Genomic DNA, 11,171 nt, shown 5'->3' with positions numbered 1-11,171 from the left:
TTAACTTTCATAACAGTAGTATGGGCTTCTCGAGTTTTGTTTTTAGGATTACTCAAGTTTGTTGGATATTCTAAGAAAGCAAGCTTGAATTTTTGTATTGTACTTTTCCTCTTTAACCTTATATCTTTTGGGGGTGGATTCTTAATTAATGTCTAAATTGCTAAGTTTAAAAAAGGTTAGTTTTTATTACAATAAAGGTAAGCCAATATTAGAGGACATAAATCTTGATCTCTATGCACATGAAATTATTTGTATTTTAGGCGCAAATGGTGCTGGAAAGTCTACTTTATTAAAGGTGATCGCAGGTATTGCTGAATTTCAAGGTGAACTTCATTTTAAGAATAACCCCGTTGATAATTTAAATGAATATAAAAGAAATATTGCTTACATTCCAAGCAATCATTTACTATATGATATTCTTACAGGCAAAGAGAATTTAGAGTTAATCAGAAATCTTTGGGATGTACCTAAAAAACTATTTTGGGGAAATGTTAGTTTCTATTCTGATAAACTAGGTATGAATCAGCATTTAGAAACTAGGATTAAGCATTATTCTGAAGGAATGAAAGATAAACTTTTCTTCATTGGAAGTATTTCGAAACAACCAGATCTTCTTTTATTAGACGAGCCATTCATGTCTTGGGACATCCAATCACAGAAAACGGTAATTGATCTTATTAAAAAATACAAAGAAGAATATGCAAAATCTATCATTATAATCACTCATTCTGAGCACTTAAGAGAGACTCTAGCAGATAAGGCTTATCTAATTCAAGACACTAAACTTATTAATACTTTTTCTAGTTAGGGGTTATTAAATTGAGGAACTTATTTATATTATTATTAATAATTTCAATCACTGTCATAGCAATTGTTGTATTTACAGGTGGTTATAAAATTATTGTAGGTAAATTGATTATTGTTTTTTCATCAACTTTAGCTGCTACAAGCATTATGAAAATAGTTGATAAAAAAAATCATAAGAGAAAGGGCTAAAATGAACTTTATTTTATCCCTTTCTCTTCTTTTCAGTATGTGACACTCATGATCACAGTGCTCAGGACTGCGGGGATGTCTACAAGCTAGCTGAAGGCAGGCTCTTTTAAAAAAAGTCGTCTGTTAAGATGCTTAAAGATCGCTCATTCGTTTTCCTGCTACGGCATAGTGTTCTTTTTTCATTTCTTCAATAATAACAGAGACTTTTTCTGCACCTGCGCCTGTTGTTTCAACAACAGCGTCAGTGACTTTCTCTACAAGCGCTCTTTTCTGCTCGTCTGTTCTTCCTTCAAGCATTTGTACGGTGACAATCGGCAATGCGAAAACCTCCTTTTTCCTTTAATGCTACGCTTCCCTTTAGTTTAAGGGACTTCTTATAGTATACTGAATGAAGTAAATCATTGTATAGAAAGAAAGAGGGATTCATGCCTTTGAACCAATTTCTTGTGTATCCATTAGAACTGATTCCATATGTCGCCATTACACTTGTTGTTGCATTTACGATGCACGAGTTGGCGCATGCATATGTTGCGTATCGTTTCGGAGACCCAACAGCTAAGAACCAAGGGAGACTCACATTAAATCCGTTGAAGCATCTTGATGTATTTGGGACGATTTTGATCTTTGTCGCTGGGTTTGGCTGGGCGAGACCTGTGCCGGTGAATCGTTACCATTTTAAAAACCCGCGCTTAGCAGGAATCTGCGTCTCGATTGCTGGCCCTTTAAGTAACTTGGTGTTGGCGTTTCTAGGCTGTTTCGTGTACGTGCTTCTTCAGAAATTTGGCGGGGAGTCGCTCATGCGCTTTGAGCCTGGAGTGGATTATTTCTTCCGAATCTTTATAAACTTGAACGTCATTTTGTTCCTATTTAACTTATTGCCAATTCCGCCGCTGGATGGGTATCGTATTATTGAGGACGTCGTTAGTCCCCATATCCGTGCGAAAATGACGCAATTTGAACAATATGGGATCATTATCTTTCTCATATTCGTGATTACGCCGCTAGGACAGTTTGTTTTTGGTCCATTGATCGGAATGCGGGATCAAATCATATACTGGTTTAATCTTATTTTGAAGCCGCTGCTTTAGGAGGTTTAATGAATGGAAGGTAAAAAGAAGAAACCAATTGGTTTTAATATCATTAAAAAAACAGATGCAACAGACGGACACGGAGGCTTTGGAGCGGGTGCGCTCAGCCTAGATAACATTTCGCCGGTGATCATTGATGTAGAGGAAAAGGAAGCTGTCATTGATATTGGTGCTATGCATGCAAGAAGTGCCGTTGAAAAAGGAATTAAATTTCTGAAAACAAAAGAAGAAGTGCCGAACGGAAAACCGTATTGGCTCGTATGGGTGACCATTGACCGCAGAGAAGAAGGTCCTTACTATGCGGGTGTCACGGCTTGCGAAATGACCGTTGATCGTTCAATCCGCCGAGGGTATAAGTCGCTTCCAGAGCATGTGAATTTAATGGATAAATCAATGAAGCGAAAAATCGTTGTTAGTCATATGGATGATGTATCGAAAAAGGTACTGGCTGATTTCTTGAAGAGTCATAATGAAGCACTTTGGGAAGCATCCACAGATGAATTAAAAGAAGGATTGGCTGTCCCTGAATAATTGTGAAATTTTTGTGAAGAATGGCGAATTGCTACCAATTCCAGCTGATTTTTGAGTAAACTGGTGTTAAAGCTAGGACATGGAGAATCCCGAGATGCAAATCTCGGGGTTTTTCATGTCTTTTTTTCTTTTTTTAACGTTTCAGCCACTTTTCCCACCATTTCTTTGGCTTTTGATCTTGAACTGGATGATCCTCAGAAGATTTATTCTCAGCGCCGTAGCACACACCTGTCGGCTCCGTTCCTTCTATAAAATAGGTAAATACCTTTGATTCACATCCTGGGCCTGCCAGATCGCCGGTTTTTGGATTGATATACACACCTTTTACGCCGTCTGGTGGCATGAAGGAGGACGCTGGCTGTTTAGAGAGGGCTGATTCCATAAAAGATGCCCATATCTTTTTTGCATAGGCTGTTTCTTCGACCGAGTCAATGGTTCGCCCTTTATCATAGCCTGTCCACACACCTGTCACGAGCTGGGGAGAGAAGCCGATCATCCAGCTGTCGGCTCCTGTCGTCCCTGATTTTCCTCCGTATGTTCGCGTGAGATCCTTCATAATGGTGCGACCAGTGACACTCGTATAGCCGTTTAACTGATCATTGAACATTCCTGACATCATGTCGGTGGTGACAAAGGCTGCTTTTTCATCTAAGACTTGCTCTCGTTTTTGTTTTTCTTCAAAAAGTACGTTGCCTTTTGCATCCGTTACTTTTGTAATAAAGGTGGGTTTGACTCGTTTTCCGCCATTGACAAGCATGGCATAAGCATTTGTCATTTCAATTGGTTTGACAGGGGACGTGCCTAAGGCTAGTGATGGCACTTGATCTAGTTTTTCGTTGATGCCAAATGTTTTCCCGGCACGTACAAGCTGCTCCATTCCTAAAAATAGATGGGTTTTCACAGCGTAAATATTATCAGACAGCGCCAAGGCTTGAAGCATCGTAATGCCGTCATTGGCGTAATAGCCATGATAATTGCTTGGCGAATAAGCAGCACCGCTTCCTTGATCATCGAGCTCAAAAACTGTTTCTTCACTACGCATGACGGTTGCTGGTGTAAACCCATTTTGTAAGGCCATGTAATAGAGAAGTGGCTTCATTGTTGAACCGGGCTGTCTTTTCGCTTGTGTGACCCGGTTGAATGGACTTTTTTCGTAATCTCTTCCTCCGATGAGGGCGAGTACATGACCTGTTTGGGGATGGATAGCAGTAAAGCCGACTTGGATGTCTGATTTCGAATCGATTGTGCTTTTTAACGTCTTCTCAGCAATTTTCTGTAATTCCGGATGTAAAGTCGTTTGGATATGAAGGCCATAGGTTTCGATCTGTTCCTCAGTTAGCCCCAAGGTTTGCTTCAACTCACGAACCACATCATCATAAAAATACGGTGCTTGCTTTGCTTGTAGCTGCTTCTTTTGCAAAGGACGATAGGACAGTTTTTCTTTCGCGGCTTCAGCGGCTGCCTTTTTCGTAATCATGCCGTCCTCTTGCATGTGCCTCAAAATCATATTCTTTCTTGCACCGGCTTTCTCTTCATTCACATAAGGGGAGTAGAGAGAAGGGCCCTTTGGGATACCGGCAAGTAAGGCAGATTCAGCGAGGGTCAAATTCTTCGCTTTTTTTCCGAAATACAGACGGGATGCCGCTTCCACGCCATAAGCTCCATGACCATAATATATGGTGTTCAAGTATCCTTCTAAAATCTCATCTTTTGTATAGTTTTGTTCTAAGCGAATCGTGTAAAAGGCTTCATTCCATTTCCGCTTCCACGTTTTATCATGATCTAAATACAGATTTCGTGCATATTGCTGGGTGATCGTGCTGGCTCCTTGTACTTTAGCCATGGCGCGAATATCAGCCACTGCAGCTCCTGCCATTCGTTTCACATCAAAGCCATGATGCTCATAAAAGGTTTTGTCTTCAACAGCCACAGCTGCCTGCCTGATATGAGGAGACATGTCCTTTAACGGCACCCAATATCTCTTTTCTCCAAAGCTAGATTCTCCAAGCTTTGAACCATCGGCTGCATAAATCGTCGTAGATTGGGGAACTTGAACAGAAGGGGCGCCTTGCCATTTGGCGATTAAAAGAATCGTCAAAAAAACAGTGCCTGCAAATAGAAAAGCGAGCAAGCCTATAAAAAAACAGGCTCGAATCGTTTTCACGGTCATGCGGATTTTTTTATTACTCATGATTGTGTCCATGCCAAGCCCCCATTTTGACGGTTTTTTATCAGTATGGAACAAAGAAAACCGTTTTAAACAAATGATTGAAAGAGCGTGCATGAAAATTGAAGAGAACTCATGCGGTTCTTTACAATTTGATATGAATCCACTATACTTTTTTCTTGGACAATCGATATAGTCATAGCCGATAAAGGCGCTAACAATAGATGTTTGTTTATTATTGGATGAGAGGAAGATGGACAATGAGCGAACTTTGGTATACAGAGAAGCAAACGAAGAATTTTGGTATTACATTGAAGGTGAACAAGACCCTTCACACAGAACAAACAGATTTTCAGCATTTAGAAATGGTGGAAACAGAAGAGTTTGGCAATATGCTGTTTTTAGACGGTATGGTGATGACATCTGAGAAAGATGAGTTTGTATACCACGAAATGGTGGCACATGTTCCTCTTTTCACTCATCCAAACCCGGAAAATGTTCTTGTTGTAGGCGGAGGAGACGGCGGTGTCATTCGTGAAATTCTCAAGCACCCAAGTGTGAAAAAAGCGACACTTGTTGATATTGATGGAAAAGTCATCGAATACTCGAAGAAATTCCTTCCTTCAATTGCTGGGAAGCTAGACGATCCTCGTGTAGATGTCAAAGTCGGAGACGGCTTTATGCACATTGCTGAAGCTGACAATGAGTACGATGTCATCATGGTGGACTCAACTGAACCAGTTGGACCAGCTGTGAACCTGTTCTCTAAAGGATTTTACGCAGGAATCTCAAAAGCACTCAAAGAAGACGGTATTTTCGTGGCACAAACGGACAACCCTTGGTTCACACCTGAGCTGATTACAAATGTACAACGTGATGTGAAAGAAATTTTCCCAATCACGAAGCTTTATACAGCGAATATTCCAACGTATCCAAGTGGACTTTGGACATTTACCATTGGTTCAAAAAAGTATGACCCACTTGCTGTAGAAGACAGCCGTTTCTTTGATATTGAGACGAAATATTACACAAAAGAATTGCACAAAGCGGCATTCGTTCTGCCGAAATTTGTGAGCGACTTAATCAAATAAATCAAGCGAAGTGGAAATGCGCAAATGACCGTTTGCGCATTTTTTGAAGCGTAAAAGGAGGAATCTTGCATGAGATTCGACGAGGCTTATTCAGGAAAAGTGTTTATTGGAAGTCATCCGACATGGGAAGATGCAAAGGTCATTTTATACGGGATGCCGATGGATTGGACCGTCAGTTATAGACCAGGCTCACGTTTTGGCCCAAACCGTATTCGTGAAGTATCGATCGGTTTAGAGGAATACAGTCCTTATTTAGATCGTGAGCTACACGAGGTACCATTCTTTGATGCCGGTGACATTCCACTTCCTTTTGGAAATGCACAGAAAAGCTTAGACTTAATTGAAGAGTATGTCGACAGCATTTTAGAAAAAGGGAAGTTTCCATTAGGAATGGGCGGCGAGCATCTTGTGTCTTGGCCGGTTTTCCGCGCGATGCATAAGAAATATCCTGATTTGGCTATTATCCATATGGACGCACATACGGATCTTCGTGAGGAATACGAGGGTGAGCCGCTGTCTCATTCAACCCCGATTCGTAAAGTAGCAGGACTCATTGGACCTGAGAATGTGTTCTCTTTCGGCATTCGTTCTGGGATGAAGGAAGAATTTGAATGGGCAAAAGAAGCGGGCATGCACATCTCTAAATTTGAAGTGCTGGAGCCATTGAAGCAAGTATTGCCAAAGCTGAAGGGACGCCCAGTGTATGTGACGATCGACATTGATGTACTCGACCCAGCTCATGCACCTGGTACAGGCACGGTAGATGCTGGCGGTATTACATCAAAAGAGCTGCTTGCATCTATTCATGCGATTGCAGGATCTGATGTGCAAGTAGTCGGTGCAGACCTTGTTGAGGTAGCACCTGTATACGATCATTCTGACCAAACAGCGAATACAGCGAGCAAGCTTTTACGCGAAATGCTGCTTGGGTTTGTGAAATAACACCTTGATAGAGGAGCTTGTCATCTCATATGGACAAGCTCTTTTTTTACATCGATCAAAAAATAAAGGAGGCAGTTCATGTTTTCTTCTATATTGATGGTGCTTCTCGCTTTTTGTGTGTTAGCGGCGGGTTTTCTCACGCTGAAACGAGAGCTCGCAGCTGAGCCGCCTGTTTTTGCTTCGAAAAAGGAAGCGAAGGAAGAGATGTTGGGGCTGTTTCAGGATCGAGGCTTTTTCTATCTGACGGCCATTGCGCTATGCATGCAGGTGGTATGTAAGCAGGCGCAGATCGTGCCATTTGATTTTTTTCAGGCATTTTTGGCAAGTTCAGGCGTACAAGCTCTTTTTTATTTCATCAAAAGAAAAGACTTGGGCATAAAGGCTGGATTGGTGGTATTAGTGAGTTTCGTGTTCCTTTTTTTCTAAAGGGATGGTGTAAGATCAAAAACGAAGTTTAATCGCAGTGAATAAGAGAAATGATGGGATGATAGGCAATCATGAATATGGTATACTATTTTAGTTAAACGGGTCTTAGCAAAGGAAGTGCAAAATGACACAAAACCAAATTTCAATTCATGTAAAGTCAGTGATGAAACCAGAGACGGAGCCGGCTGAAACGATCGAATTCCGCACGACTGGAACGTATCAAGAAAAGAATGAAAAAACGTATCTCACTTACCATGAAGAACATGAAATGGGTCAAGTAAAAACCGTTGTGAAAATGAGTGAAAAAGAAATTTTTGTCATGAGATCAGGGGCCATTCAAATGAAGCAGCGCTTTCTCATCGGAGAAACGACCGTCACACATTATACGATGCCATTCGGTACACTACAGCTTGATGTGCACACACATGGCATTGATCTGGATGTGGACAAGGGACTGCTGCACATTACGTACGATATGCTGACAGGGGAAGACCAAAAGCATTTACATACATTATCGATTTCATATAAGGAGGATTTACGTTCATGAATATCGCAGAACAGGTCAAAGATGCGTTAAAAGAAGAAATTATTGCGGCAGTCGTCAAAGCAGGACTTGCTGATGAAAGCCAGGTACCAGATGTCCTTTTAGAAGTGCCGAAAGACAAAACCCACGGTGATTACTCCACCAATATGGCGATGCAGCTTGCCCGCATTGCAAAAAAAGCACCTCGTCAAATCGCAGAGGACATTGTCAAAGCGTTTGATAAAGGGAAAGCTTCTATTGAAAAAATGGATATCGCAGGTCCAGGGTTCATTAACTTTTATATGAACAATCAGTATTTAACAAAGCTCATCCCTGCTGTCCTTGAAGCAAAGGAAGCATATGGTGAAACGAATACAGGCGGCGGCCAAAAAGTGCAAGTTGAATTCGTCTCAGCCAACCCAACAGGTGACCTTCACCTTGGACATGCCCGCGGAGCAGCTGTAGGTGATTCTCTTTGCAACATCCTTGATAAAGCAGGGTTCGACGTGAGCCGTGAATACTATATCAACGATGCAGGGAATCAGATCAATAACCTCGCTTTATCTGTAGAGGTACGTTACTTTGAGGCGCTCGGTCTTGAAAAAGAGATGCCTGAAGACGGGTACAGAGGAGAAGACATCAAAGGCATCGGGCAAAAGCTGGCAGATGAATTTGGTGACCGTTTCGTGCACGAGTCAGAAGAAGAGCGTATGAAGTTCTTCCGTGAATACGGCTTGAAATACGAATTGGAGAAATTACGTGTAGATCTTGAGAATTTCCGTGTCCCATTTGATGTATGGTATTCAGAAACCTCTTTATATGAAAACGGAAAAATCGAACCAGCGCTGGAAACGCTTCGCGAAAAAGGCTATGTCTTTGAAGAAGATGGTGCAACGTGGCTGCGTTCAACTGATTTTGGCGATGACAAGGATCGCGTGCTCATTAAAAAAGACGGCAGCTTCACTTACTTGCTTCCAGATATCGCATATCATAAAGACAAATTGGACAGAGGCTTTGACCAGCTCATTAACATTTGGGGCGCGGACCATCACGGCTATATCCCTCGAATGAAAGCGGCGATTCAAGCACTTGGATATCCGGCTGGCAAGCTTGAAGTAGAAATCATTCAGCTCGTTCATCTATACAAAAACGGTGAAAAGATGAAGATGAGTAAGCGTACAGGAAAAGCCGTCACCATGCGTGATCTGATTGAAGAAGTAGGCCTAGATGCCACTCGTTATTTCTTCGCGATGAGAAGTGCGGCGACACATATGGACTTTGACCTAGACTTAGCGATTTCTACGTCTAACGAAAACCCTGTGTACTACGCACAATATGCCCATGCGAGAATTTGCAGCATGCTGCGTCAAGGTGAAGAAAAAGGCTACGAGCCAAATCTTGAAAAAGCAGATTTCTCTCACATTCATTCAGAAAAAGAATACGATCTTCTGAAAATCATTGGCAGCTTCCCAGAAGTGGTAGCAGAAGCAGCTGAAAAGCGTATTCCGCACCGTGTGACGAACTATATTTATGACCTTGCATCAGCCCTTCACAGCTTCTACAATGCCGAAAAGGTCATTGATGTAGAAAATGAAACAAAAACAACAGCACGTCTTTCACTCATGAAAGCAACACAAATTACGCTTGCGAATGCATTAAAACTAATTGGTGTATCGGCTCCGGAAAAGATGTAATTATACGAAAAACCCACTCTAAACAAGAGTGGGTTTTTCGTTTGTATTTTTCATCGTTCAGCTGTTAGATCACTTTTATGTCTCTGGAAAATCTCAATTTCGTAAACCTCTAATGCTTGTTTAGGAAGTTGCTTTTCTAATGCAGAATGCAAACCTGCCATATCTTTTGAAGTATCGATGCCAATGGATATTGTGGGCTCTGTCTTGATAATCTGATAGTTAAACAATTTATACTCTTCCCATAATGAGTCCAATACGTGGATGACCTTATCATCTAATTCCTCTTCAGAAAGGGTGAGAGTTTTTGAAGTGAAACTTAATCCAATCATACAAAGAGATTCAGAATCTGTTAAATAAAAAACATCCGCTATCTACTAGAGACAGCGGATGTTGAACATTACCCAAGCGTATTAATAATATTAGAAATAGAATCAAATAATTGGCTAAGTACATCAGAAAACATAGTTTGTATCCTCCTTTCGGCAAGCATGTAGTATGTGTGCGTTAATGGGATTAACCAAGTGTGTTAATAATGTTAGAGATAGAATCGAATAATTGGCTAAGGACATCAGAGAACATGTTTTTGCCTCCTCTCTTTTCTTTTTACATTTACTTAACGAAGGGGATGAAGGGTTGGATCACTTTTTCTAAAAAATTTTTAAAAAAGAGGGTGGCATAGAAAAAAGCACCACAATTCGAGTGCTTTTTTCTTTTATTAGTTATGAATGAATGCGCAGCTTCACGTCTCCATTTTCACACGCTAGCTGAACGTTTCCGCCAATCGGTAAGGTGAAAACCGGCTGCGTATGTCCGATATCGACATCGTAGATCACGGGAATGTGTTTAAGCATCGGGTGTTTATCTAAAATGAACTTCAAATGTTCTTCTGTCATCTTGGATTTCTTCTGAAAGCGTCCGATGATCAACCCTTTAATGGACTCTGCATGCTGCAAGAGGGAAGTGAGGTCTCTGGCGAACATTTCAGGGAAGGCCAACTCATCATCCTCCACAAATAAGATGGCGTCCTTGATTTGAGGCATAAACGATGTCCCTTGCAGTAAGTTCAGTGTACAAAGGTTCCCTCCATACAAGGTGCCTTCGGCTGTTCCTTCCTGATAGATTCCCCATCTCGTCGGATGAAACTGTCTGTTCGCTTGATCAAGATACCACGCATCATCACTCCACTTGGTCGAAGGGGTCACATCAAAAGACTCACCGTCATTCATCAAGCAGGCTTGAAACATAGCCGTCTGCTCCTCTTGCCCCTGCTTCATTTGAAAGCTGGAGAAATGGGGTCCAGAGTATGTCACCATCTCACATTTGGCTGTAATAGCGCTTGCGAGTGCGGTAATATCACTGTATCCGCAAAGAACTTTAGGATGCTGACGGATCAAGTCGTAATCGATGTAAGGCAAAAGTTCATTGCAATTGAAGCCACCAATGGCGGTCAAAATACCGTCGACCTCATCATCTGTGAATGCCTTATGCAAATCAGACAAGCGGTGTTCAATAGATGATGAGGAATGAAGATCACATTCAAACACGTGCTGTCCAAAAGAGACAGTGAAACCTAAAGCCTCTAAACGTTTTTTTGCTTGAGCGATTCCTTCTTCTGATAAAATGCTGGCACTTCGGCTTGGGGCAATGACACGAAGATGACTGCCTTTTCTTAAAGGAGAGGGTGTATACATAAACAAATCTTCCTTTCCATCA

The 11,171-nt window shown here is 41.5% G+C and carries 12 protein-coding genes; 8 read left to right on the top strand and 4 right to left on the bottom strand.

From position 1 onward, the window contains the following. Positions 1–148: 148 nt before the first annotated feature. Positions 149–808 carry an ATP-binding cassette domain-containing protein gene (locus NKR21_RS19180; RefSeq protein ID WP_144455333.1) on the top strand — a complete coding sequence of 220 codons (660 nt, stop codon included), beginning with the start codon at positions 149–151 and terminating at the stop codon, positions 806–808. 320 nt (positions 809–1,128) lie between these two features. On the opposite strand, the gene NKR21_RS19175 is transcribed toward NKR21_RS19180, so the two are convergent. Further along, a complete protein-coding gene (locus NKR21_RS19175) occupies positions 1,129–1,314 on the bottom strand; it encodes a 2-hydroxymuconate tautomerase (RefSeq protein WP_003214939.1) in 186 nt (61 codons plus the stop codon). A 107-nt stretch (positions 1,315–1,421) separates the two neighbouring features. Here NKR21_RS19175 and NKR21_RS19170 point away from each other — a divergent pair, with 107 nt between their 5' ends. Further along, entirely contained in the window at positions 1,422–2,084 is a 663-nt protein-coding gene (locus NKR21_RS19170) for a site-2 protease family protein (RefSeq protein ID WP_012011600.1), read from the top strand. A gap of 12 nt (positions 2,085–2,096) precedes the next feature. Beyond that, positions 2,097–2,615 carry a YwhD family protein gene (locus NKR21_RS19165; protein WP_012011599.1) on the top strand — a complete coding sequence of 173 codons (519 nt, stop codon included), beginning with the start codon at positions 2,097–2,099 and terminating at the stop codon, positions 2,613–2,615. A 133-nt stretch (positions 2,616–2,748) separates the two neighbouring features. On the opposite strand, the gene NKR21_RS19160 is transcribed toward NKR21_RS19165, so the two are convergent. Beyond that, complete coding sequence (locus NKR21_RS19160; protein ID WP_144455335.1) at positions 2,749–4,818, bottom strand: transglycosylase domain-containing protein; 2,070 nt, start codon at positions 4,816–4,818, stop codon at positions 2,749–2,751. A gap of 224 nt (positions 4,819–5,042) precedes the next feature. On the opposite strand from NKR21_RS19160, the gene speE reads away from it, so the two are divergent. The 5 genes from speE (at position 5,043) to argS (ending at position 9,458) form a co-directional block, all read left to right on the top strand. Beyond that, positions 5,043–5,873 carry a spermidine synthase gene (gene speE, locus NKR21_RS19155; RefSeq protein ID WP_012011597.1) on the top strand — a complete coding sequence of 277 codons (831 nt, stop codon included), beginning with the start codon at positions 5,043–5,045 and terminating at the stop codon, positions 5,871–5,873. Positions 5,874–5,942: 69 nt separating this feature from the next. Beyond that, a complete protein-coding gene (gene speB, locus NKR21_RS19150; protein WP_088003052.1) occupies positions 5,943–6,815 on the top strand; it encodes an agmatinase in 873 nt (290 codons plus the stop codon). Positions 6,816–6,893: 78 nt separating this feature from the next. Then, entirely contained in the window at positions 6,894–7,241 is a 348-nt protein-coding gene (locus tag NKR21_RS19145) for a hypothetical protein (RefSeq protein ID WP_144455338.1), read from the top strand. 124 nt (positions 7,242–7,365) lie between these two features. Continuing rightward, positions 7,366–7,788 (top strand): YwiB family protein, encoded by a 423-nt coding sequence (locus tag NKR21_RS19140; RefSeq protein WP_012011594.1) that lies wholly within the window; start codon positions 7,366–7,368, stop codon positions 7,786–7,788. Then, positions 7,785–9,458 (top strand): arginine--tRNA ligase, encoded by a 1,674-nt coding sequence (argS, locus tag NKR21_RS19135; RefSeq protein ID WP_144455340.1) that lies wholly within the window; start codon positions 7,785–7,787, stop codon positions 9,456–9,458. The genes NKR21_RS19140 and argS overlap by 4 nt, the downstream gene beginning before the upstream one ends. Before the next feature lie 50 nt (positions 9,459–9,508). On the opposite strand, the gene NKR21_RS19130 is transcribed toward argS, so the two are convergent. Continuing rightward, complete coding sequence (locus NKR21_RS19130; RefSeq protein WP_012011592.1) at positions 9,509–9,787, bottom strand: YolC/YozM family protein; 279 nt, start codon at positions 9,785–9,787, stop codon at positions 9,509–9,511. Between the two features lie 390 nt (positions 9,788–10,177). Beyond that, on the bottom strand, positions 10,178–11,149 hold the full coding sequence (locus tag NKR21_RS19125; protein ID WP_012011591.1) for a S66 family peptidase: 972 nt from the start codon (positions 11,147–11,149) through the stop codon (positions 10,178–10,180). Between the last annotated feature and the right edge of the window lie 22 nt (positions 11,150–11,171).

Source organism: Bacillus sp. 1735sda2 (genome assembly GCF_024159245.1).
In the GTDB taxonomy this organism is placed as follows: domain Bacteria; phylum Bacillota; class Bacilli; order Bacillales; family Bacillaceae; genus Bacillus; species Bacillus pumilus_O.
This window is presented reverse-complemented; position numbering and strand designations above follow the sequence as displayed.

What these genes read in the sequence shown, in the direction of transcription:
- NKR21_RS19145 (WP_144455338.1), top strand. Translation starts at nt 6,894, where the DNA reads ATGTTTTCTTCTATATTGATGGTGCTTCTCGCTTTTTGTGTGTTAGCG.
- NKR21_RS19160 (WP_144455335.1), bottom strand. Translation starts at nt 4,818, where the DNA reads ATGGACACAATCATGAGTAATAAAAAAATCCGCATGACCGTGAAAACG.
- NKR21_RS19165 (WP_012011599.1), top strand. Translation starts at nt 2,097, where the DNA reads ATGGAAGGTAAAAAGAAGAAACCAATTGGTTTTAATATCATTAAAAAA.
- speB (WP_088003052.1), top strand. Translation starts at nt 5,943, where the DNA reads ATGAGATTCGACGAGGCTTATTCAGGAAAAGTGTTTATTGGAAGTCAT.
- NKR21_RS19140 (WP_012011594.1), top strand. Translation starts at nt 7,366, where the DNA reads ATGACACAAAACCAAATTTCAATTCATGTAAAGTCAGTGATGAAACCA.
- NKR21_RS19125 (WP_012011591.1), bottom strand. Translation starts at nt 11,149, where the DNA reads ATGTATACACCCTCTCCTTTAAGAAAAGGCAGTCATCTTCGTGTCATT.
- argS (WP_144455340.1), top strand. Translation starts at nt 7,785, where the DNA reads ATGAATATCGCAGAACAGGTCAAAGATGCGTTAAAAGAAGAAATTATT.
- speE (WP_012011597.1), top strand. Translation starts at nt 5,043, where the DNA reads ATGAGCGAACTTTGGTATACAGAGAAGCAAACGAAGAATTTTGGTATT.
- NKR21_RS19180 (WP_144455333.1), top strand. Translation starts at nt 149, where the DNA reads ATGTCTAAATTGCTAAGTTTAAAAAAGGTTAGTTTTTATTACAATAAA.
- NKR21_RS19170 (WP_012011600.1), top strand. Translation starts at nt 1,422, where the DNA reads ATGCCTTTGAACCAATTTCTTGTGTATCCATTAGAACTGATTCCATAT.
- NKR21_RS19130 (WP_012011592.1), bottom strand. Translation starts at nt 9,787, where the DNA reads ATGATTGGATTAAGTTTCACTTCAAAAACTCTCACCCTTTCTGAAGAG.